The sequence below is a fragment of the Microbacterium sp. ANT_H45B genome (assembly GCF_008369345.1).
In the GTDB taxonomy this organism is placed as follows: Bacteria; Actinomycetota; Actinomycetes; order Actinomycetales; family Microbacteriaceae; genus Microbacterium.
Genome location: NZ_VOBK01000002.1, coordinates 250,152 through 270,807, shown reverse-complemented (window position 1 = coordinate 270,807; position 20,656 = coordinate 250,152). Strand labels below are relative to the sequence as shown.

Sequence of the window (20,656 nt, the reverse complement as noted above, 5' to 3'; positions counted from 1 at the left end):
GTTCGAACGCGACGGCGCTGACGCGCTCAGGCCTCGGGGTTCTCCTCGGGGCCTTTCGCGTCGCTGCCCCGGGTGATGCCGAGGTCCTGACTGTCGCTCAGCACCTGAGGGTGGTAGCGGGCGAGTCCCACGACACCCCACACGGCGATCGCCCCTGCGACGCCGAAGATCACCAGGACCCACGGCGGAGCGGCGGCAGCCTCCCCCAGCACGACCATTCCGATGAGCACCGCGATGAGCGGATCGACGACCGTCAGGCCGGCGATCACGAGGTCGGGAGGGCCGGAGCTGTAGGCGGTCTGCACGAAGTAGGCGCCCACGGCTGCCGCGGCGATCAGGGCGATCACGCAGATCACCGTGATCCACTCGAAGTTGCCGGCTTCGATCCGGTTGATCACGGCTTTCGCGAGAGTCGCGACGAAGCCGTAGAGGATACCCGCGCCGATGACGTAGAAGAGCGCGCGCATGCGGCGACGGAGGACGAGCCAGCAGGCCCCGAGCACGATGATGACGACGAGCAGGATCGCCAGGATCGTGAAGAGCTCGGTGTCGGCGATCTCCTTCTCTGTCGCGAAGATGGCGGCGAAGAAGACGAAGAGGAAGATCCCGCCCACACAGCACACGATCGCGGTGATCGACTGCCTGGTGGGTGAGTGTCCGGAGATCCGGGCGTTCAGCAGCGTGGTGATCACGAGCGCGATGGCGCCGAGCGGCTGCACGACGATCAACGGAGCCTGCGAGAGGGCGGCGAGCTGGCACACGATGGCCAGTGCCAGCATCACCGTGCCCGCCAACCAGGATGGGCGCGTGAGGAGCGCCTTGATCTGGCCGGCACTCAGACCACTGGTGCCGTTCGCTCCGCTCAGACGCTCGACCTTCTCGACCCCGCGGTGCTGGTACTGCGCGCCGAGCGACATGAAGACGGCACCGGCCAGCGCCAGCGGGATGCCGAGGAGCAGCTTGGGGTTCTGAAAGACGCCAACCAGCTGCTCTGTGACGTCGTCCGCCCCAGTCATCCATACGGAGATGCTCACGCTAAGACCCTACCCGGGGATATGCGCCGAGTAGGGTTATGGCGTGGCTGTTCTTCCTATTCGCATCATGGGCGACCCCGTCCTGCACTCCCCCGCTTCCCCCGTCGACGAGATCACCGACGACATCCGCGTCCTCGTCGCCGACATGTTCGAGACCATGGACATCGCACCCGGCGTGGGCCTCGCCGCCCCGCAGGTCGGGGTGCCGCTGCGCCTCTACACGTACTCCTACGTCGACGACGATGATCAGCCCTGGCGCGGGGTCATCATCAACCCCGAGCTGTGGATGGTGCCGCTCGAGCCGGGCGAACCCGATGACGAGCTCGAGTCCGAGGGATGTCTCTCGTTCCCCGGCGAGCGATTCCCCCTGCGCCGTTCCGAGCGGGTGCGGGTGACGGGGCTCGACCTCGAGGGCGCCCCGGTCGAGATCGTCGTCGACGGATGGCGCGCGCGCATCATGCAGCATGAGTTCGATCATCTCGACGGCATCCTCTACATCGACCGTCTGTCGGACGGCGACTGGAAGACCGTGCAGAAGATCGCCAAGAAGCGCGGCTGGGGCAAGCCGGGCGCCAGCTGGATGCCGGGTGTCGAGGATCTCGAAGGCTGACCGCCTTTCAGCCCAGTCACAGGCTTCTCCGAGTTGCATCACAGACTCGCGGACGGATAGCGTTCTGGAGGCGGCATATCGGTATGTCCGCCCACGACGCTCTGGAGGGGACATCATGATGAAAATGCGCACTCGACGCGCACTGGCGCTGGCAGGTTCTGCGGTGGCGCTGTCGGTCGCTCTGACCGGCTGCAGCACACTGAACGGAATTCTCGGAGGAGGTGCCGGCGACGCGGATCGCGACGAGGACACCGGACAGGTCACCGAGAGCGCCAACATCGACATCTTCGCGCTCAAGCTCGGCGACTGCAAGATGGCCAGCGCCTCCGGTCTGATCGAGGATGCCGATGTCGTCCCGTGCGACCAGCCGCACGATGAAGAGGTCTACTACGAGATCACGATGGACGACGGCGAGTTCTCCGAGGAGAACGTCGACGCCGCCTCGCAGGAGTGCATCGGCGACGCGTACACGAGCTTCATCGGCATCGCGTACGACGACTCCGCACTCGAGGTGTACCCGATCACTCCGACGCAGGACACCTGGGACCAGCTGAACGACCGCGTCGTGCAGTGCGTCGTCACCGACCCGGCAGGACAGACCACCGGCTCCCTCAAGGGCGCCGCGCGCTGATCAGGTCGACGAAAGAAGGCCCCGTCATCGACGGGGCCTTCTTTCGTGCGTCGGTCCTGCTCCGCAGTGACGACAACGCCCCTGCGGAAAGGGAGAAGCCCCTCCGAAGAGGGGCTTCTCATTGGCTCCCCGGCTTGGACTCGAACCAAGAACCTGCCGGTTAACAGCCGGCTGCTCTGCCAATTGAGCTACCGAGGAATGTGCTCCGCTGCGCGGGCAACTCGTCAATCCTAGCAAACTCCCAAGCGTGCTCGTGACACGGGCCGCACATCGGGCGTGTCGCTCACGGCCCGGCTCAGAGCCCGGAATCCGCTTCGGCGTTCGGCGCCCAGAGCAGGTCCTTGCCGACCCCGCGCGCCACCACATGCCCGCCGCGGAGCATGAGCGTCTCGGCGTTCAGCTCGCGGATGAAGTCGGCGTCGTTGGTGACGAGCAGAGCCCCCATCCCCAGTTCCTTCCGGCGTCGTGTGATCGCGTCGAACACGACCGGCCTGACCTCGAGGTCGAGGTTGGCGAGGATCTCGTCGGCGATGAGCACCCGCGGCTCGAGCACGAACGACCGAGCGATCGCGACCCGCTGGCGCATCCCGGCGCTGAGCTCGTAGGGGAACTTCGAGGCCGTGCCGAGCGGGAGATGCAGCTCGTCGAGCAGCGTCGCGACCCGGATCGACAGCGCCTTCGTGTTCACGCGCTTCTCGCGCATCAGAATGGGCTCCGCGATCACCTCGTTGACCGTGAGCTGGGGCGGAAGGTCGGCACCGGCCCCCTGCGGCACGAAGCCCGTGCGGTAGGTGAGCACCCGATGCTTGCGCCCCGGACGGCGGATGTCGACGCCGCAGACCTGCGCGCTCCCTCCGACGACCCGCACGGAGGCATCGGTCGAACCTGCCAGCGCGGCGACGAGCGTCGATTTGCCCGACCCGGTCGGACCCGCCACGCAGATGAGCTCACCGGGCGCGAGTGAGAAGCTGACACCGTCGATGGCCCGGGTGGGGCCGCTGTGGCCCACGCGGTCGATCACGAGGTCGGAGGTGTCGATCGCATTCGTCGACTCGGGGCGAGAGGCCATTCTTCTATCCTGCACTGCCGCACAGGACGGGGTCCGTTACGACTCGGTGAACCGCTGACGCTCGACGTCGATGTCTCTCAGACGCATCCGCAACGCGCGTCCTCCGTCGGAATCCGCCGGCACCCGCTGCACGGCACCGAGCAGCTCCTCCTTCTCCTGCTGGAGGCTCCGCATGATCAGACGACGGGCGAGGTCGGTCGTCGACGCGACCGCCCCCTCTTCGTTGCGTGCGGGGAACGGCGTCATCAGCAGCTCTCCCGCGAGCGAACGGTACGGCTCGCGCACCGAGTTCACGGCATCCGTCACCCAGCCCGATCGGGTGCGATCGGGCGCAGCCGCCACCGCCTCTCGCACGGCATCGAGACCCGGCGTGCGGAACGGAGCGCCGAGCGCGCGGGCGAGCAGCGCCTGATCGACCTGGTGCCCGTACTGCAGCGCTCCCATCAATGCATCCCGCTCGACAGCGACGTCGGCGGTGCGGGGCAGGCTCGCGAGCGTCACCGGTGCGAGCGCGGAACCCGCCCCGGAATCCGATGCGGTGTCGTGCCGGGTGACCGTCTCGTGGCGCGACGTCTGCGCTCCCCCGCGAGCCGCCCGCTCGACCTCACTGTGCACCTCGGTCGGATCCATGCCGAGCCGGCGGGCGAGGACACGCTCGTAGCCGGGGCGCAGCAGGCGGTCGCGGATCTCGGCGACGATCGGCGCCGCGGCACGCAGGGCACCGACCCGCCCCTCGACGGTGGCGAGATCGAAGCCGCTCAGCTTGCGGTCGATGGCGAACTCGAACATCGGCTGCTTGGTCTCCATGAGAGAGCGCACGGCGGCGTCGCCGCGCTGCAGTCGCAGATCGCAGGGATCGAGGCCGTCCGGTGCGACGGCCACGAACGTCTGCGCGTTGAAGCGATCGTCTTCGGTGAACGCCCTCAGGGCCGCCTTCTGCCCGGCCTCGTCACCGTCGAAGGTGAAGACGACCTCGCCCGAGGCGTTGTCGTCGCCCATGACCCGGCGCAGCACCTTGATGTGATCGGTGCCGAAGGCCGTGCCGCACGTCGCGATCGCCGTGGTGAGACCCGCCAGATGGCACGCCATCACATCGGTGTATCCCTCGACCACCACGACCCGACGAGGGTCGCCACGGGCGATGTCGCGCTTGGCGAGATCGAGGCCGTACAGCACCTGTGCCTTCTTGTAGATCGGGGTCTCCGGCGTGTTCAGGTACTTCGGCCCCTGGTCGTCGTCGAACAGCTTGCGGGCGCCGAATCCGATCGTCTGCCCGGACACGTCGCGGATGGGCCACACCAGGCGGCCGCGGAACCGGTCGTACACTCCGCGCTGACCTGTGGAGACGAGGCCGGCCGTGCTCAGCTCCTCGCGGGTGAAACCCTGCGCCGTCAGCGCCTTGAGCATCTTGTCCCAGCCGCGTGGGGCGAAGCCGACGCCGAAATGCGCGGCTGCTCCGGCGTCGAAGCCGCGTTCACCCAGGAAGCGACGGCCCTCCTCGGCATCCGCGGTGAGCAGCTGCCCCCGGAAGTACTCCGCCGCGGCCGTGTTGGCGGCGTACAGGCGGCTGCGTCCACTCGTCTCCGGCGCCGATCCACCGTCTTCGTAGTGCAGCGCGAAGCCGACACGTCCGGCGAGGCGCTCGACGGCTTCGGTGAAGCTGACGTGGTCCATCTCGCGGAGGAAGGAGTAGACGTCACCCGATGCGCCGCATCCGAAGCAGTGGTAGTAGCCCACCTGGGGCCGCACGTGGAAGCTCGGGCTCTTCTCGTCGTGGAAGGGGCAGAGCCCCTTGAGCGACCCGACGCCCGCTGACTTGAGCGCGACGCGCTCTCCGACGATGTCAGCGATGTTCGTGCGCGCCTTGACCTCGTCGACGTCGGCCTGGCGGATGAGGGGCATCAGCCCACCTCTTCGACGACGACCCGACGCGGTGCGTGCGGGGTCGCCCCCGGTCGGGCGTGCCGCGGCGTCCAGATGCCGACCTCGGCCGGATCGATCTCGCCGACGAGCCTGTTGTGCCAGTCGATCGCGCTCTGGTCGGTGAGACTCGCGATCTGATCGACGATCACGCGGGCGCGCTCCGCATCCGTCGTCGCCGCCATGAAGTCGGCGGAGAAGGCGGGCTCGAGCACATCCGCTCCCGCAGACCACAGGGCGTCCGTCGACCAGAGCGCATCGGCGAGCCGCTTGAGCACGCGACGCTGCTCCTTGTACACGCCCTTGCGAGCGTCGATCGTCACGATCGCCTGACCCATGATCCCCTTGAGCACGGCGATCTCGGCTTCGATCACCCGGGGCACGACGACATGCGCGTTGTACCGCACGAGAGCGGGTCCCGCGTAGGCCTCGCGCGTGGCCGACACGGCCGCGCGGGCGAACCGGCCGATGAAGTCGCTGGTGAGGTTCTTGAGACGGGCGAGATCGCGACGGGACCGATCGAACGACCCCAGCCACATCGGCTGCGACGCGAGTCGGTAGAGCGCATCGGCGAGCTCGTCACGAGTGAAGTCGTATCCCACCCACTGCTGGATGCGGTCGATCAGCGCCTCGTGCTGACGTGGATCCGAGAGCTGGGCGACATCGACGTAGCCGTTGAGGATCGCGTCCTCGAAGTCATGGACCGAATAGCCGATGTCGTCCGAGAGATCCATCACCTCGGCCTCGATGCAGCGCAGCCGCCCCGGAGCGCCCTCGCGCATCCACCGGAAGACCGCCTCATCGTCGGGGTACACGCCGAACTTGAGACGACCGCCGGGGTCGGGGACCGGGTGGTCGACCGTCCACGGGTACTTGCAGGTCGCGTCGAGGCTCGCCCTGGTGAGGTTGAGGCCGACGGACTGCCCGTCATCGTCGATGGCCTTGGCCTCGAGCCGGGTGAGGATGCGGAGGGATTGCGCATTGCCCTCGAAACCGCCGATCGGCTCGGCCCATTCGTTGAGCGCCCTCTCGCCGTTGTGTCCGAACGGCGGGTGTCCCAGGTCGTGGCTGAGGCACGCGGTGTCGACCACGTCGGCCGAGACGCCGAGCTCCGTCGCGAGCTCACGGCCGACCTGCGCGACCTCGAGCGAGTGCGTCAGGCGGTTGCGGGCGAAGTCCGCCGTGCTGGCGGGACTGAGCACCTGCGTCTTCGCGGCGAGACGGCGCAGCGCTGCGGAGTGCAGAACCCTCGCCCTGTCGCGGGCGAAGTCACCGCGGGCCGAGCGATGGGTCTCGGCGAAGAAGCGCTCGGCGTCACGGGGGTCGTAGCCGTCCGATCGACCGCCTGCTGTGTGTGCCTGAGGATCAGCCGCCACTGTTCTCGATCTCCGCCCCTCGCATCATCTCGGATGCCGATGCCGCGAGCTCCCGCGACTCCAGCCACTTGTCCGGCAGCGCAGGCCGCTTGGGGCGACCCGAACGACCGCGCTGGCCCTCGGCATCCGCACCGGGGTAGGGAGCGCTGTGGTCGAGCTGACCGAGCAGGTCGTCGATCTCGGCGAGGCTCGACGCCGTCGCGAGGCCGGTGCGGATGTCGCCGCCGACCGGATACCCCTTGAAGTACCAGGCGACGTGCTTGCGGACGTCGCGGCATCCGCGGTCCTCGTCTTCGAAGAACTCGACGAGCAGCTCGGCGTGGCGACGGAAGGCGTTCGCCACGAATCCGAGGGTCGCATCGACGGGGTGCGACTCGGCTCCGAACGCCTCGGCGAGTTCACCGAACAGCCAGGGACGCCCCAGGCACCCGCGCCCGACGACGACGCCGTCGCAGTCCGTCTGCTCCATCATGCGCACCGCGTCGGCGGCGGACCAGATGTCGCCGTTGCCGAGAACAGGGACGCTGGTCACGGCCTGCTTGAGCTCGCCGATCGCGTTCCAATCGGCGAAGCCGGAGTAGAACTCGCTCGCGGTGCGGGCGTGCAGGGCGATCGCTGAGACCCCCGCATCCTCCGCCGCCCGGCCGGCGTCGAGGAAGGTCAGGTGATCGGGATCGATGCCCTTGCGCATCTTGATGGTCAACGGCACATCGCCCGCGGCCTTCACGGCCTGCGTGACGATCTGCGAGAAGAGCGAGCTCTTCCACGGCAGCGCCGCCCCGCCGCCCTTGCGTGTGACCTTCGGCACCGGGCAGCCGAAGTTCAGGTCGATGTGGTCGGCGTGGTCCTCGGCGACGATGATGCGCACCGCCTCGGAGATCGTGTGCGGATCGACGCCGTAGAGCTGGATGGAGCGCGGGGTCTCGGACTCGTGGTGACGGATGAGACGCATGGTCGTCTCGTTGCGCTCGACCAGCGCACGGGACGTGATCATCTCGCTCACATAGAGGCCCGCGCCGTACTCGCGGCAGAGGCGACGGAACGCCGTGTTGGTGATGCCCGCCATGGGTGCGAGGACGACCGGCACGTCGAGAGCGATCGGACCGATGCGAAGGGTGCGAGCGGATGCGGTGGCGAGAGTCATATCCCCTCCATTCTCCCAGACATGGAGCCGGTCTCGGCGCATCGATCTAAGCTGTGAATATGACCGATCCCGCAGTCCGCTCCATCCCCTTCACCGACGCCGACGGCAACGAGAAGACCCTCGACGACCTCGGCGCCGACGTGGTTCTCGTCGTCAACGTGGCGTCGAAATGCGGATTGACCCCGCAGTACGAGCAGCTCGAGGAACTGCAGCGCCTGTACGGCGACCGCGGCTTCAGCGTCGTGGGGTTCCCGTGCAACCAGTTCTTCGGACAGGAGCCGGGTTCGGTCGACAGCATCCTCGAGTTCTGCTCCACCACCTACGGCGTGACGTTCCCGATCAACGACAAGGTGAAGGTCAACGGCAAGAACGCCACCGAGCTCTACAAGACGCTGAAGGAGACGCCGGATGCCGGCGGCAAGGCCGGCCGCGTCGAGTGGAACTTCGAGAAGTTCCTCGTGCTCCCCGACGGAGAGGTCGTCCGGTTCCGGCCCAAGCAGAAGCCGAACGACCCCGAGATCGTCGGCGCGATCGAGGCCGCCCTGACCCGCTAGGCCCTGGGCGCTGCTGTCGGCGGGATGGTGTCCGCGCATGGATGACGAGCGGGCGCTGTCCGGCGGCAACGCGAGCGGGATCGTCACCCGAGTCGGCGACACCGTCCGCAAGCAGTGGAGCGCCTCGACACCGAGCGTCCATGCCTTCATGTCGCATGTGCAGGATCGAGGTGTCGAGGTTCCGACGCCGCTCGGTCGAGACGAGCGCGGACGGCAGCGCATCGAGTTCATACCCGGGCCGCTCGCGATCGACGGCGGCCCGCTGAGCGCGGACGGGTTGCATCGCGTCGGCGCGATGGTTCGGGCCATACACGACGCGAGCGAGACCTTCACTCCTCCCACTGACGCGCGCTGGGATACCGCCATCCCTGCCCCGGACGCGCAGATCGTGTGCCACAACGATCTCGCGCCCTGGAATCTCGTCGTCGGAGACCGATGGGTCTTCATCGATTGGGATGCCGCGGCACCGAGCACCCGGCTGTGGGATCTCGCCTATGCGGCCCAGACCTTCACGCTCTCGGTCCTCGAAGTCGCGCCTCGGGATGCCGCTGACGGCCTCCGCGCATTCGCACGGCCGCGAGCCGTGGTCATCCATGTTCGCGGATGGCCACGGCTCCTACTGGGCTACGGTCGTCGACTACGTCGGCGCGAATCAGCAGACCTGGTTCGACGCGCTGACCGCGACTCGGCCCGCCTCGACCTCTGACGAGGCCTGACCGTTAGACGGCCGTGGCTTCGGGCTCGGTCTCGCCCCGCTTGGCCCAGAGATCACGCAGCACGTTCTCGAAGGCGGCCGGCGGCTGAGCGCCGCTGATGCCGTACTGGCCGTCGATGACGAAGAACGGGACGCCCTGGATTCCATAGGCCTGCGCCTGCGCCTGATCCTGGCGGACGTCCGAGAGGTGACGTCCCGACACGAGGGCCTCACGGGTGTCGTCGGGGTTGAGTCCGACTTCGCCGGCGAGCTCGACCAGATCGTCGATGCGGCCGACGTGCTTGCCCTCGGTGAAGTAGGCCGACATCAGGCGCTCCTCCATCTCGTGCTGGACGCCCTCGGCCTTGGCGAAGTGCAGCAGTTCATGCGCCTTCACGGTGTTGGTGTGCTGCAGCAGATCGAACCGGTACTGCAGACCCGCCTTCTCGGCGACTCCGGTCACGTTCGCGAGCATCTGCTCGACCTGGTCGCGGGGCATTCCCTTGTGGCCGGCGAGGAAGTCGACCTCATCGCCATCGAAGTCGACAGGGGTGTCGGGCGAGAGTTCGAACGAGTGGAAGGTGATGTTCACCTGCGGAGCGTCGTCATCTCCGGCGACGGCTTCCAGTCCCTTCTCGAGGTTGCGCTTGCCGATGTAGCACCAGGGGCAGGCGATGTCGGACCAGATGTCGATCGAGATGGCTTCAGTCACACTCACATCCAACCGCATCCTCGTCTCCACTATTCCGTTGCGCCCCCGCACCCTGAGCGACCGCACCACACGCCCCGCCTCCTGAGCGAGCGCACCACACGCCCCGCCCCCTGAGCGAGCGCAGCACACCCCGCACCCAGCACCCTGAGCGAGCGCAGCGAGACGAAGGGCGCACCCCCCAGCGAGCGCACCACACCCCGCACCCCGCACCCCGCACCCTGAGCGAGCGCAGCGAGACGAAGGGCGCACCCCCCAGCGAGCGCACCACACCCCGCACCCCGCACCCCGCACCCTGAGCGAGCGCAGCGAGACGAAGGGCGCACCCCCGCACCGCACGGCCTGTGGACAGCGCCCTTCCCGATGCCTGAAAGTCGGTAGCGTCCTCGGATGCCGTTCGTCTACATCCTCCAGTGCCGCGATGGGAGCTTCTACACCGGAAGCACGCTCGACCTCGAGCGGCGTCTCGCGGAGCATCAGTTCGGCGAGGGGTGCGACTACACGCGCCGCCGTCGTCCTGTCGAGCTCGTGTGGAGTTCGGAGTTCGCTCGCATCGACGATGCCTACGGGTGGGAGCGGCGCATACACGGGTGGACACGAGCCAAGAAGCGCCTTCTCATCGAGGGGCGCTACGACGAGCTTCCAGGATGGAGCAGACGCCACCGCGATCCGTCGAGTGCGGATTGACGCCCTTCGTCTCGTCGCTCCGCTCCTCGCTCAGGGGACGGACCTCCCCCGCCCCCGGATCCAGCGCGACTTCCCCGCACCCTGAGCGAGCGAAGCGAGACGAAGGGCGCCCTTCGTCTCGTCGCTCCGCTCCTCGCTCAGGGGACGGGCCTCCCTGAGCCAGCGCGGCGTCCCCCGCAGCCCTGGGTCAGAGCGACCTCCCCGCCCCCTGAGCGACCTCCCCGCAGCCTGAGCGAGCGCAGCGAGACGAAGGGCGTCCTTCGTCTCGTCGCTCCGCTCCTCGCTCAGGAGGCAGCCACTCCCCGCATGCCCACGCCCTTCGTCTCGTCGCTGCGCTCCTCGCACAGGGAACGGGCCGTGGATAGGATTCTCGAATGCTCTCCGCCGACGACCCGTTACCGCTCCGCCCCGAGCGAGTGCTGATCGCCGGAGTCACCGGCACCGGCAAGACGACGCTCGCTCGACGCGTGGCCGGACTGTGGGACCTGCGCCATGTCGAGATCGACGGGCTGTTCCACGGCGCGAACTGGACTCCGCGGCCGACGTTCCTCGACGACGTGCGTGCCTTCGCCGCGGAGGACCGCTGGGTCACCGAGTGGCAGTACACGAGCAAGGGCACCGACGAGATCCTCGCCCCGCGCGCGCAGATCGTGATCTGGCTCGACTATCCCTACCGCATCGCGCGGAGGCGTCTCCTGCTGCGCACAGTGAGGCGTCGACTGCTGCGCACGCCGCTCTGGAACGGCAACGTCGAACCGGCGCTGTGGGAACGCGACGGATGGACCGGCCAGAACGACATCCTGCGGTGGCAGAAGAACACGCTCACCAAATGGTCGGAACGCATGCCTCGCATCGAGGTGACGCATCCGCATCTGCATGTGGTTCGCCTCGACCACCCTCGCGCGCTCGACGCCTGGCTGAAGCGCGTCGATCGGGGGTCGGCATCATGACGTCTCGCATGCTCGCTGCCGACGATCCCCTGCCGTTCCGGCCGGAGCGAGTCCTCATCGCCGGAGTCACCGGATCGGGAAAGACCACCCTCGCGGGCCGGCTGTCGACACTCTGGAACATCGACCGCCATGAGATGGACGCCCTGCACCACGGCGAGAACTGGACGCCGCGCGCGACGTTCCTCGACGACGTGCGCGCCTTCGCCGCGGAGGACCGCTGGGTCACCGAATGGCAGTACACGAGCAAGGGCACCGATGAGATCCTGACGCCGCGTGCGCAACTGGTGGTCTGGCTCGACTACCCCTGGCCGATCGTCCGCGCGCGCTTGCTGCGTCGCACGCTGCGCCGCAGCATCCTGCGGACGGAGATGTACAACGGCAACGTCGAGAAGCCGATCTGGCAGGTGCTCTCGACCCGCGACCCCGCACGGAGCATCCTCGCCTGGCAGACCAAGACCCGCCGGTTCTGGGCGACCCAGATGCCCCTGAAACGAGAGCGCTTCCCTCACCTCACGATCGTGAGGCTCCGCCATCCCCGCGAGACCGAGCGGTGGCTGCGGGCTCAGGCCGCCCTCCGTCTCGCTGCGCGGCCCCTGAGCGAGGAGCGCAGCGCCGAGACGAAGGGCGCTCAGGATCCGGAAGGGGTGTCGATCGCCCCGCCGAAGCGACGGTCGCGCGACAGGTAGATCTCGATCGCCCGCCACAGCTCCTCGCGCGAGAAGTCCGGCCAGAGCGTGTCGAGGAACACCATCTCGGCATAGGCGGCCTGCCACAGCAGGAAGTTCGAGGTGCGCTGCTCCCCCGAGCTCCGCAGGAAGAGATCGACGTCGGGCATGTCCGGCACGTAGAGGTTGCGCCTGATCATCTTCTCGCTGATCGCGTTCGGCTTGACCCGACCGGCCGCGACATCCGCGGCGATCGACCGCATCGCGTCGACGAGCTCGACACGACCCCCGTAGTTCACGCACATCGTGAGGGTGAGCACGTCGTTGTCACGCGTGAGCTGCTCGGCGTACTGCAGCTCCTTGATCACGCTGCCCCACAGCCGCGGCTTGCGGCCGGCCCAGCGCACGCGCACTCCCCACTCGTTGAGCTGGTCGCGGCGGCGATGGAGCACGTCACGGTTGTACCCCATCAGGAAGCGCACCTCCTCGGGAGAGCGCGCCCAGTTCTCGGTCGAGAACGCGTACACCGAGAGGTGTTTCACTCCGGCTTGGATGGCGCCGGCGACCACATCGAGCAGCACCTCCTCCCCCGCCTTGTGACCCTCGACACGGCTGAGTCCGCGGCGATTCGCCCAGCGGCCGTTCCCGTCCATGACGATCGCGACGTGCGCGGGAACCGCCGGGAACGCGGGCGGCTGCAAGCCCGTCCAGTCCAGGGGGCGGTATGCCACGGCATCCTTGTGCGTGTACGGCTTGGGACTCACCGTGCTCCTTCTCGAGGGTGGTCGGCGACGAGGTGCGCGAGCGAGCGGATGCCGCGCTCCAGGTGCCACTGGGCGTAGGCGGCGACGAGTCCGGATGCGGCCGCATTGTCGGCGTGCGGGGCGGCATCGATCACGTCCCACTCGCCGGCCATCAAGGAGCGCAGCAGCGACAGCGTCCGCTCGGCGACCTTCGGGCTGCCCGCCGGTGCGCAGTTCGGACACACCGCTCCGCCCAGCTGACCGACGAAGTGCTGGTGCGGACCGGGCGCCGCGCACCGCGCGCAGTCACCGAGCGACGGCGCCCATCCCGACAGGGCCATGACCCGCAGCAGGTAGGAATCCAGGATGCTCCGGGGGGAATGCTCTCCGCGCGACAGCGCTCGCAAGCCCCCCACCAGCAGAAGGTACTGGTCGGGGGTGGCCTCGGAGTCGCTCAGCCGATCCGCGGTCTCGACCATCGCGTTCGCCGACGTGAAGCGGTCGTAGTGCGCGGCGATGTCCGACCCGTACGAGCCGAGGGACTCGGCCTGCTGCACGATGTCGAGCGTGCGCCCCTGGTAGAGCTGCACGTCCGCGACCATGAACGGCTCCAGACGCGAGCCGAACTTCGACGAGGTGCGACGCACCCCTTTGGCCACGGCGCGGATCTTGCCGTGCCGCCGCGAGAGCATCGTGACGATGCGATCGGCCTCGCCCAGCTTGTGGGTGCGCAGGATCACCGCTTCGTCTCGGTAGGTGGGCACCGTTCGATTATCCTCCGTGCGGGAGAATAGAGGGGTGACCGAACCGCTCTTCATCATTCCGCTCTGGGCGGACCTGCTCGGCGTCGGGCTCGGAGGCGTGCAGGGCGCGCTCTTCGCCTCCGGATTCCAGGGGCAGCGGCGCCTCGACTGGTTGGGGGTCGCCATCATCGGGATCATGATCGGCATGGGCGGCGGACTCATCCGCGACATCCTGCTCGGGCAGACTCCCGCGACGCTGCAGAACAACTGGTATCTGATCACCGCCACGGGCGCCGCGCTGCTGGGGATGCTGCTGGCGGGGCTCTTCACGCGCCTCAACCGCGTGATCGTCGTGCTCGATGCCGTCGTCATCGGCATGTTCGGGGCCTTCGGCACGAGCAAGGCCATCGCCTTCGGCATCCCACCCGTCCCCGCCGTGTTCATCGGGGTGTGTGCAGCGGTCGGCGGCAGCGTGCTGCGCGACATGCTCATGGGCCTCCCGACCGCGATCATGCACGTCGGCTCGCTCTACGCCGTGGCCGCCGGCGCCGGCTGCACGTTCATCGTCGTCTCGAACGCCTTCGGCGTGCCCATTCCGCTCGCGGCCGTGCTGGGGATCGTCGTGACCGCGGTGATCCGCATCCTGGCCGTGAGCTTCGACGTCTCGCTCCCCGAGCAGCGCCGCATCTACCGCCGCAAGGTCGCGGCCGAGACCGGCGTGATCCCTATCATCAAGCCCAGCATCGACCTCTAGGCGCCCTTCGTCTCGTCGCTCCGCTCCTCGCTCAGGGAGCGGGGCCGCCCAACGCCCTTCGTCTCGTCGCTCAGGGAGCGGGGTCGCTCACTGAAGCACCCGCGAGCAGCGCCCTTCGTCTCGTCGCTCCGCTCCTCGCTCAGGGAACAGCACCGCCCCCTGAGCGAGCGAAGCGAGACGAAGGGCGAACGGCTCAGACGGCCGCGAGCTCCTGCTGACGCGTGCGGATCGAACGGTTCACGCCCGACACGATCGCCTTGAGGGATGCGGTCGAGATGTCGCCGTCGATGCCGACGCCCCACAGGCGCTGGTCGCCGACCTGCAGCTCGACGTAGGCCGCGGCCTGTGCGTCGCCACCGGCGCTGAGAGCGTGCTCGACGTAGTCGTAGAGCGTGATGTCGAAGCCCTGGCCGCGCAGCACCTCGATGAACGCCGCGATGGGTCCGTTGCCGTTGCCGGCGACGGCGACCTGCTGATCGTCATCGCGCAGTGTCACATCGAGCACGACGTCGCCCGACATATCGCTGCGGGTCTGGGTCGCGAGCAGCTCGAAGCGTCCCCACTTGGCGGACTCGTCGGCGGCAGGCAGGTACTCGTCGTTGAAGATCGACCAGATCTGCTCGCTCGTCACCTCGCCACCCTCGGCGTCGGTCTTCGTCTGGACCACGCCCGAGAACTCGATCTGCAGCTTGCGGGGCAGATCGATCGCGTGGTCGGCCTTCAGCAGGTAGGCCACGCCGCCCTTGCCGGACTGGGAGTTGACGCGGATGACGGCCTCGTACGAACGTCCGAGATCCTTCGGGTCGACCGGCAGGTAGGGCACCGCCCACTCGATGTCGTCGACCGTGACGCCCTCGGCGTCGGCGCGGGCCGCCATGGCCTCGAAGCCCTTCTTGATCGCGTCCTGGTGCGATCCGCTGAACGCGGTGAAGACGAGGTCACCGGCCCAGGGGCTGCGCTCCGGCACGGGCAGCTGATTGCAGTACTCGACCGTGCGCTTGACCTGGTCGATGTCGCTGAAGTCGATCTGCGGGTCGATGCCCTGGGTGAACAGGTTGATGCCCAGTGCCACGATGTCGACGTTGCCGGTGCGCTCCCCGTTGCCGAACAGGCATCCCTCGATGCGGTCGGCGCCGGCCATGTAGCCGAGCTCCGCGGCCGCGATCGCGGTGCCGCGGTCGTTGTGCGGGTGCAGCGAGAGGATGACGTTCTCACGGTGCGCGAGGTGACGGCTCATCCACTCGATCGAATCGGCGTAGACGTTGGGAGACGCCATCTCGACGGTGGCGGGGAGGTTGATGATGACCTTGCGGTCGGGAGTCGGCTCGAAGACCTCGATCACCTGGTTACAGATGTCGACGGCGAACTCGAGCTCGGTCCCGGTGTAGCTCTCGGGCGAGTACTCGTAGTAGACCTTCGTGTCGGGGATGGTCTTCTCGAACTCGCGGCACAGACGTGCACCCTCGAGGGCGATGTCGATGATGCCCTGCTTGTCGGTGCGGAACACGACCTCGCGCTGCAGCACACTCGTGGAGTTGTACAGGTGCACGATCGCCTGCTTCGCGCCGGCGATCGACTCATAGGTGCGAGCGATCAGGTGCTCGCGTGCCTGGGTCAGCACCTGGATGGTGACGTCGTCGGGGATCAGGTTCTCTTCGATGAGCTGACGCACGAAGTCGAAGTCGGTTTGGCTCGCCGAGGGGAAGCCGACCTCGATCTCCTTGTAGCCCATGCTGACGAGCAGCTCGAACATGACGCGCTTGCGCTCGGGCGACATCGGGTCGATGAGGGCCTGGTTGCCGTCACGGAGGTCGACGGCGCACCAGCGCGGAGCCTCAGTGATACGGGCGTCGGGCCAGGTGCGGTCCGTCAGGTCGACGGTGATCTGCTCGTTGTACGGCCGGTACTTGTGAATCGGCATCGCGGACGGGCGCTGAGTGTTCTGCATGATGGGGCTTCTTCTCTTCGTCGGATATGTGAACGGGCCAACACAAGCGCCGCGACGAGGAAGGCCCTAGCTTCAGGACTCGTCGCGGCAGCTAAGAAGAAGCAGACCGCCGAAAGGCATGCGGCCATGCTAGCAGGATCGCCGTGATTCTCCGGAGCACCCGTGAGACGATGCGGCCGGCGACGACACTGACAGGTATGAGCACATCGCGCAGACGCACGCTTCTGGCCGCAGCGGTCCTCTCGGGGATGATCGGCCTTGCCGCCTGTTCCGCGGCGCCCGGATCATCTCCGGCCCCGACCAGCTCCGGACAGCCCGCCTGGGACGCGGGCGATGTCACGCCCCCGGAGGGACGTGTGATCGGCACCGGCACGGTGCTCGACGTCGCGGGAGACGTCGAGCTGTGCCTCGGCGCGGTCGCCGAGTCGTACCCGCCGCAGTGCTCGGGCGTTCCGGTGGACGGATGGACCTGGGACGGAGTGGACGGCAGCGACTCCGACGGTGACACCACCTGGGGCATGTACGCGGTCTACGGCACGTACGACGGCCATCGCTACACGATCACCGACCCGCCCATCATGCTGGCGCTCTACGACTCGGTGGCCCCTGTCGATCCGGCCAACGGCGTCGAGGGGACGACGTCCGCTGCCGACCTCGCCCGGGTGCAGGACGAGCTCTCGACCACGCTCGGGACCGACGCACTCAGCGTCTGGACGGAGCGGGGGTACGTCTGGGTCCAGGTCGTCTGGGACGACGGCTCCCTGCAGGATGCCGTCGACGACGCCTACGGCGACGACGTCGTGCTCGTCACATCGGCGCTGCGCGAGATCGACTAGCGCGCCGGTATCAGGGCGAGCTTGCCGCCGGGGTGACCCTCGGCGAGCAGGGCGAGCGCCGCGGGTGCCTCGTCGAGAGGGAAGGTGCGGGCGAGCGGTACGACGAGTTCACCGTTCTGCGCCAGCCTCACCAGCTCGCCGCGGATGTCGTCGCGGAACCGCGCACTCGCAGGCATCGACCCGGCGATCGCGAGGATGCCGTCCGCCTCGGCCCTCCCCATGGCGGCGATCGTGACGATGCGCGCACGGTCGGCGACGAGTTCGAGGGACACGTCGACGGCCTCGGCGGTGCCGACCGCGTCGAGGGCTGCGGCGACAGCTGCACCCTCGGAGGCAGCGCGCACCCGATCCGCGAGTCCCGGTCCGTAGGCGACGGGCGTGCCGCCGAAGTGCCGCACGACATCGAATCGACTCGTGCCGGCCGTGCCGATGACCCGGATGCCCCGCAGCGCCGCCTGCTGCAGCACGCTGACGCCGACGGCGCCCGATGCCCCGTGCAGCAGCACGGTCTCGCCGGGGGCCGCTCCCGTGACCGCGAGCATCTCGGCCGCCGTGGTGCCCGCGAGCAGCAGGTTCGCGGCCTCGGGGTGACTGAGGGGTGTCGGTTTCGCGAACGCCTTCTCGGCGGGGATGGTGAGTGCCGTGGCGTACCCGCCGCTCACGCGGAAGGCGATCACCTCGTCGCCGATCTCGGCCTGTCCGGATCCGATCGTCGTGTCGGGACCGATCGCGGTGATCACGCCCGACACCTCGTATCCGATCGCCACCGGCAGCTCGACTCCCGGCCGAGGGCTGGCGACGTGTTTGGCATCCGCGGGATTCACACCCGCCGCGCGGACCTCGATGGTGATCTCTCCGACACCGGGTCGGGGAACCTCGTACTCGACGAAATCCCACTCCTCAGGTGCGCTCCACGATGAGGCGACCCAGTGCATCGCCATCAGAAGCCGAGCCGTCCGAGCTGCTTCGGGTCGCGCTGCCATTCCTTGGCGACCTTGACATGCAGGCCCAGGAACACCCTCGTGCCGAGGAGGTCCTCGATGCCGGCGCGGGCGCGACGGCCGACGTCGGCCAGCCTCTTGCCCTTGTGTCCGATGATGATCGCCTTCTGGCTGTCGCGCTCCACGACGATCGACGCGTGCACGTCGGTCAGGTCCGTGCCCTCGCGCGGGGCGATGTCGTCGATCACGACGGCGATCGAGTGCGGCAGCTCGTCGCGCACGCCGTCGAGCGCCGCCTCACGGATCATCTCGGCGATGCGATCCTCCTCCGACTCATCGGTCGTGACGCCCTCTTCATAGAGCGCGGGGCCCACCGGCATCAGCGAGAGCACCTCGTCGGCGAGCACCTCCAGCTGATCGTTCGTGAGAGCGGAGATCGGGATGACCGCATCCCAGTCCTCGCGGAGAGCATCGACCTCCAGGAGACGCTCGGTGATGTCATCGCGGCCGGCCGCATCGGTCTTCGTGACGATCGCGATCTTCTTGGCGCGGCGGTATCCGTCGAGCGATGCCGCGATGCGGCGGTCGCCGGGGCCGACCTTCTCGGTCGCAGGCACGCAGAATCCGATCACGTCGACGTCGCCGAGGACCTGCTCGACGAGGTCGTTCAGACGCTCGCCCAGGAGAGTGCGGGGTTTGTGGATGCCGGGTGTGTCGACGATGACCAGCTGCCCGTCCGGGCGATTCACGATCCCGCGGATCGCGCGTCGGGTCGTCTGGGGCTTCTCACTCGTGATCGCGATCTTCTCGCCCACCAGAGCGTTCGTGAGAGTCGACTTGCCCACGTTGGGGCGCCCCACGAAGGTCACGAACCCGCTTCGCGTCTGCTCAGTCATCGTGTGCGTCTCTCTCTTCTGCGGCATCTGCCGCATCCTGTGCCGAGCGTTCCACGAACACCGTCGCGATGCCACGGCCACGCCCCCGCGAGGCGCCGCCCGTGAGGGTCAGTCCTTCGACGGTCACCGTCGATCCCGGTTGCGGGACCTGGCCCAACGTCTTGCCGAGCAGGCCGCCGATCGAGTCCACATCCTCGTCCTCGAGCTCGAGACCGAAGAGGTCGCCGACATCTTCCAGCGACAGCCGGGCACTGACCCGGTACCGTCCGTCGCCCAGCTCGACGACTTCGGCCGACACCTGATCGTACTCGTCGGAGATCTCGCCGACGAGCTCCTCGATGAGGTCTTCGAGCGTGACCAGACCCGAGATCCCGCCGTGCTCGTCGATGACGAGGCACACGTGCACCGCGTCGCGCTTCATCTGCTGCAGCAGCGTCTCGGCGCGCATCGACTCGGGGACGAAGGTCGCCGGGCGGGAGATCGGCCGGATGGATGCCGCCCGCCACGCGTTCTCGTCGCGGAAGGCGAACTGCACCAGATCCTTGAGGTAGAGCACTCCGACGACGTCATCGGCGTCGTCGTCGACGACCGGCATGCGCGAGACGCCGCGCTGCAGGAACAGCGTCATCGCCTCGCTGGTCGTCGCCGTCGCGTCGACAGTCACCATCTCGGTCCGGGGCACCATCACGGCGCGCACGAACTGGTCGGTGAAGTCGAACACCGAGTGGATGAGGTCGCGGTCGTCGGCCTCGATCAGGTCGTTGGACGCGGCCTCGTCGACCATGCTCAACAACTGCTCCTCCGACGTGAACGAGCTGCGGCCACGTCCGGGTGTGACCCTGTTGCCGAGGACCACGAGCCCCTGAGCGAGCGGGCCGAGGATGATGCGCAGGGCGCGGACGACCGGAGCGTTCGCGCGCAGCATCCCCTCGGCGTGGTGCCGACCGAACGATCGCGGGCTCGCCCCGACCAGCACGAAGCTGATGCCGGTCATCAGGACCGCCGCGGCGAGCATTGCCCACCAGATGTTGTCGAACAGGATGCTGAAGGCGACCGTGACGAGCACGGCGGCGGCCGTCTCCGTCAGGACGCGGATGAATGCGACGGAGTTGACGTGCGCATCGGGGTCTGCGGCGATCCGCGTGAGCTGGGGGGCATTGCGCCCTTCCGTGCCCATCTCCTCGATGTCCGAGCGCGATGTGACGCCGAAGGCCGCGTCGATCGCGGCCATCAGGCCGCCGAACGCGACCAGCAGGACGGCCGCGGCGAGCAGGAAGGCGGCGGTCATCGGCGACGTTCGGACGCGGCGAAGCCCTGGATCAGCTCCTTCTGCAGTCCGAACATCTCGCGCTCGTCATCGGGTTCGGCGTGATCGAAGCCGAGGAGGTGCAGCAGCCCATGGGTGGTCAGCAGGATCAGCTCGTCCATCAGGGTGTGGCCTGCAGCCTGCGCCTGCGTCTCGGCGACCTGGGGGCACAGCACGATGTCACCGAGCAGCCCGGGTGCCGTCGGACGATCCTCGGTGCCGGGGCGCAGCTCATCCATCGGGAAGCTGAGCACATCGGTGGGACCGGGCTCGTCCATCCACTGGACGTGCAGCGCCTCCATGGCCGCCTCGTCGACGAGGACGATCGCCACCTCGGCGTCGGGGCTCACGTGCAGCTGGGCGAGGTTGAAGTCCGTCAGCCGCTGCAGCACGGTCTCGTCGACGTCGATGGCCGACTCGTTGTTGATCTCGATCATGACTGTGCT

At 68.1% G+C, this 20,656-nt stretch carries 22 protein-coding genes and 1 tRNA gene; 9 read left to right on the top strand and 14 right to left on the bottom strand.

Annotated features, from left to right (window positions below):
- Nucleotides 1-26: 26 nt before the first annotated feature.
- The gene (locus tag FQ142_RS07655; protein WP_149423477.1) at nt 27-1,016 is read right to left on the bottom strand and encodes a DMT family transporter; all 990 of its coding nucleotides are present in this window, start codon (nt 1,014-1,016) and stop codon (nt 27-29) included.
- A gap of 61 nt (nt 1,017-1,077) precedes the next feature.
- Between FQ142_RS07655 and def the strand changes: the two genes are divergently transcribed.
- A complete protein-coding gene (gene def / locus FQ142_RS07650; RefSeq protein ID WP_082539386.1) occupies nt 1,078-1,644 on the top strand; it encodes a peptide deformylase in 567 nt (188 codons plus the stop codon).
- A gap of 124 nt (nt 1,645-1,768) precedes the next feature.
- Nucleotides 1,769-2,275 carry a septum formation family protein gene (locus FQ142_RS07645; RefSeq protein ID WP_262492094.1) on the top strand — a complete coding sequence of 169 codons (507 nt, stop codon included), beginning with the start codon at nt 1,769-1,771 and terminating at the stop codon, nt 2,273-2,275.
- A 122-nt stretch (nt 2,276-2,397) separates the two neighbouring features.
- Here FQ142_RS07645 and FQ142_RS07640 read toward each other — a convergent pair.
- The 5 genes from FQ142_RS07640 to dusB form a co-directional block, all read right to left on the bottom strand.
- Nucleotides 2,398-2,473, bottom strand: a tRNA-Asn gene (locus FQ142_RS07640).
- A 97-nt stretch (nt 2,474-2,570) separates the two neighbouring features.
- The gene (locus tag FQ142_RS07635) at nt 2,571-3,344 is read right to left on the bottom strand and encodes an ATP-binding cassette domain-containing protein (protein ID WP_056418163.1); all 774 of its coding nucleotides are present in this window, start codon (nt 3,342-3,344) and stop codon (nt 2,571-2,573) included.
- A gap of 36 nt (nt 3,345-3,380) precedes the next feature.
- The gene (gene dnaG / locus FQ142_RS07630; protein WP_149422861.1) at nt 3,381-5,246 is read right to left on the bottom strand and encodes a DNA primase; all 1,866 of its coding nucleotides are present in this window, start codon (nt 5,244-5,246) and stop codon (nt 3,381-3,383) included.
- On the bottom strand, nt 5,246-6,640 hold the full coding sequence (locus tag FQ142_RS07625; protein WP_056418169.1) for a deoxyguanosinetriphosphate triphosphohydrolase: 1,395 nt from the start codon (nt 6,638-6,640) through the stop codon (nt 5,246-5,248). Before FQ142_RS07625 ends, dnaG begins: the two co-directional genes overlap by 1 nt.
- Nucleotides 6,630-7,784 (bottom strand): tRNA dihydrouridine synthase DusB, encoded by a 1,155-nt coding sequence (dusB, locus tag FQ142_RS07620; protein WP_056418175.1) that lies wholly within the window; start codon nt 7,782-7,784, stop codon nt 6,630-6,632. The genes FQ142_RS07625 and dusB overlap by 11 nt, the downstream gene beginning before the upstream one ends.
- A 59-nt stretch (nt 7,785-7,843) precedes the next feature.
- On the opposite strand from dusB, the gene FQ142_RS07615 reads away from it, so the two are divergent.
- The gene (locus FQ142_RS07615) at nt 7,844-8,338 is read left to right on the top strand and encodes a glutathione peroxidase (protein ID WP_045254584.1); all 495 of its coding nucleotides are present in this window, start codon (nt 7,844-7,846) and stop codon (nt 8,336-8,338) included.
- 37 nt (nt 8,339-8,375) lie between these two features.
- The gene (locus FQ142_RS07610; RefSeq protein ID WP_316502216.1) at nt 8,376-9,044 is read left to right on the top strand and encodes a phosphotransferase; all 669 of its coding nucleotides are present in this window, start codon (nt 8,376-8,378) and stop codon (nt 9,042-9,044) included.
- A 13-nt stretch (nt 9,045-9,057) separates the two neighbouring features.
- On the opposite strand, the gene FQ142_RS07605 is transcribed toward FQ142_RS07610, so the two are convergent.
- Nucleotides 9,058-9,744 (bottom strand): DsbA family protein, encoded by a 687-nt coding sequence (locus FQ142_RS07605; RefSeq protein ID WP_149422860.1) that lies wholly within the window; start codon nt 9,742-9,744, stop codon nt 9,058-9,060.
- A gap of 387 nt (nt 9,745-10,131) precedes the next feature.
- On the opposite strand from FQ142_RS07605, the gene FQ142_RS07600 reads away from it, so the two are divergent.
- The 3 genes from FQ142_RS07600 to FQ142_RS07590 all read left to right on the top strand — a co-directional run bounded on the left by FQ142_RS07600 (nt 10,132) and on the right by FQ142_RS07590 (nt 12,064).
- Nucleotides 10,132-10,428, top strand: coding sequence for a GIY-YIG nuclease family protein (locus FQ142_RS07600; RefSeq protein WP_149422859.1), 297 nt, complete (start codon nt 10,132-10,134; stop codon nt 10,426-10,428).
- A gap of 374 nt (nt 10,429-10,802) precedes the next feature.
- On the top strand, nt 10,803-11,378 hold the full coding sequence (locus FQ142_RS07595; protein ID WP_149422858.1) for an AAA family ATPase: 576 nt from the start codon (nt 10,803-10,805) through the stop codon (nt 11,376-11,378).
- Nucleotides 11,375-12,064, top strand: a complete 690-nt coding sequence (locus FQ142_RS07590; RefSeq protein WP_262492093.1) for an AAA family ATPase — start codon at nt 11,375-11,377, stop codon at nt 12,062-12,064. Before FQ142_RS07595 ends, FQ142_RS07590 begins: the two co-directional genes overlap by 4 nt.
- Here the strand turns inward: FQ142_RS07590 and FQ142_RS07585 are convergent.
- Entirely contained in the window at nt 12,007-12,807 is an 801-nt protein-coding gene (locus FQ142_RS07585) for an isoprenyl transferase (RefSeq protein ID WP_149422857.1), read from the bottom strand. The genes FQ142_RS07590 and FQ142_RS07585 overlap by 58 nt on opposite strands.
- Nucleotides 12,804-13,550, bottom strand: a complete 747-nt coding sequence (gene recO / locus FQ142_RS07580) for a DNA repair protein RecO (protein WP_149422856.1) — start codon at nt 13,548-13,550, stop codon at nt 12,804-12,806. Before recO ends, FQ142_RS07585 begins: the two co-directional genes overlap by 4 nt.
- A 34-nt stretch (nt 13,551-13,584) precedes the next feature.
- On the opposite strand from recO, the gene FQ142_RS07575 reads away from it, so the two are divergent.
- Nucleotides 13,585-14,283 (top strand): trimeric intracellular cation channel family protein, encoded by a 699-nt coding sequence (locus tag FQ142_RS07575; protein WP_056418192.1) that lies wholly within the window; start codon nt 13,585-13,587, stop codon nt 14,281-14,283.
- Between the two features lie 193 nt (nt 14,284-14,476).
- On the opposite strand, the gene leuA is transcribed toward FQ142_RS07575, so the two are convergent.
- On the bottom strand, nt 14,477-16,231 hold the full coding sequence (gene leuA / locus FQ142_RS07570; protein ID WP_149422855.1) for a 2-isopropylmalate synthase: 1,755 nt from the start codon (nt 16,229-16,231) through the stop codon (nt 14,477-14,479).
- A 197-nt stretch (nt 16,232-16,428) separates the two neighbouring features.
- Between leuA and FQ142_RS07565 the strand changes: the two genes are divergently transcribed.
- Complete coding sequence (locus FQ142_RS07565) at nt 16,429-17,067, top strand: hypothetical protein (protein ID WP_262492092.1); 639 nt, start codon at nt 16,429-16,431, stop codon at nt 17,065-17,067.
- Here the strand turns inward: FQ142_RS07565 and FQ142_RS07560 are convergent.
- The 4 genes from FQ142_RS07560 to ybeY are packed head-to-tail and all read right to left on the bottom strand — an operon-like array spanning nt 17,064 to nt 20,647.
- Nucleotides 17,064-18,008, bottom strand: a complete 945-nt coding sequence (locus FQ142_RS07560) for a zinc-binding dehydrogenase (protein WP_149422854.1) — start codon at nt 18,006-18,008, stop codon at nt 17,064-17,066. The genes FQ142_RS07565 and FQ142_RS07560 overlap by 4 nt on opposite strands.
- The gene (gene era / locus FQ142_RS07555; protein ID WP_056419642.1) at nt 18,008-18,904 is read right to left on the bottom strand and encodes a GTPase Era; all 897 of its coding nucleotides are present in this window, start codon (nt 18,902-18,904) and stop codon (nt 18,008-18,010) included. Before era ends, FQ142_RS07560 begins: the two co-directional genes overlap by 1 nt.
- Entirely contained in the window at nt 18,897-20,192 is a 1,296-nt protein-coding gene (locus tag FQ142_RS07550) for a hemolysin family protein (RefSeq protein WP_056418196.1), read from the bottom strand. Before FQ142_RS07550 ends, era begins: the two co-directional genes overlap by 8 nt.
- Nucleotides 20,189-20,647, bottom strand: coding sequence for an rRNA maturation RNase YbeY (gene ybeY, locus FQ142_RS07545; RefSeq protein ID WP_056418199.1), 459 nt, complete (start codon nt 20,645-20,647; stop codon nt 20,189-20,191). Before ybeY ends, FQ142_RS07550 begins: the two co-directional genes overlap by 4 nt.
- Nucleotides 20,648-20,656 lie beyond the last annotated feature (9 nt).

Bases quoted from the DNA above. Each gene is read 5' to 3' on its own strand.
- FQ142_RS07655 (WP_149423477.1), bottom strand. From the start codon at position 1,016: ATGACTGGGGCGGACGACGTCACAGAGCAGCTGGTTGGCGTCTTTCAG.
- FQ142_RS07645 (WP_262492094.1), top strand. From the start codon at position 1,769: ATGCGCACTCGACGCGCACTGGCGCTGGCAGGTTCTGCGGTGGCGCTG.
- FQ142_RS07635 (WP_056418163.1), bottom strand. From the start codon at position 3,344: ATGGCCTCTCGCCCCGAGTCGACGAATGCGATCGACACCTCCGACCTC.
- dnaG (WP_149422861.1), bottom strand. From the start codon at position 5,246: ATGCCCCTCATCCGCCAGGCCGACGTCGACGAGGTCAAGGCGCGCACG.
- dusB (WP_056418175.1), bottom strand. From the start codon at position 7,784: ATGACTCTCGCCACCGCATCCGCTCGCACCCTTCGCATCGGTCCGATC.
- FQ142_RS07615 (WP_045254584.1), top strand. From the start codon at position 7,844: ATGACCGATCCCGCAGTCCGCTCCATCCCCTTCACCGACGCCGACGGC.
- FQ142_RS07610 (WP_316502216.1), top strand. From the start codon at position 8,376: ATGGATGACGAGCGGGCGCTGTCCGGCGGCAACGCGAGCGGGATCGTC.
- FQ142_RS07600 (WP_149422859.1), top strand. From the start codon at position 10,132: ATGCCGTTCGTCTACATCCTCCAGTGCCGCGATGGGAGCTTCTACACC.
- FQ142_RS07595 (WP_149422858.1), top strand. From the start codon at position 10,803: ATGCTCTCCGCCGACGACCCGTTACCGCTCCGCCCCGAGCGAGTGCTG.
- FQ142_RS07590 (WP_262492093.1), top strand. From the start codon at position 11,375: ATGACGTCTCGCATGCTCGCTGCCGACGATCCCCTGCCGTTCCGGCCG.
- leuA (WP_149422855.1), bottom strand. From the start codon at position 16,231: ATGCAGAACACTCAGCGCCCGTCCGCGATGCCGATTCACAAGTACCGG.
- FQ142_RS07565 (WP_262492092.1), top strand. From the start codon at position 16,429: ATGAGCACATCGCGCAGACGCACGCTTCTGGCCGCAGCGGTCCTCTCG.
- FQ142_RS07560 (WP_149422854.1), bottom strand. From the start codon at position 18,008: ATGGCGATGCACTGGGTCGCCTCATCGTGGAGCGCACCTGAGGAGTGG.
- era (WP_056419642.1), bottom strand. From the start codon at position 18,904: ATGACTGAGCAGACGCGAAGCGGGTTCGTGACCTTCGTGGGGCGCCCC.
- FQ142_RS07550 (WP_056418196.1), bottom strand. From the start codon at position 20,192: ATGACCGCCGCCTTCCTGCTCGCCGCGGCCGTCCTGCTGGTCGCGTTC.
- ybeY (WP_056418199.1), bottom strand. From the start codon at position 20,647: ATGATCGAGATCAACAACGAGTCGGCCATCGACGTCGACGAGACCGTG.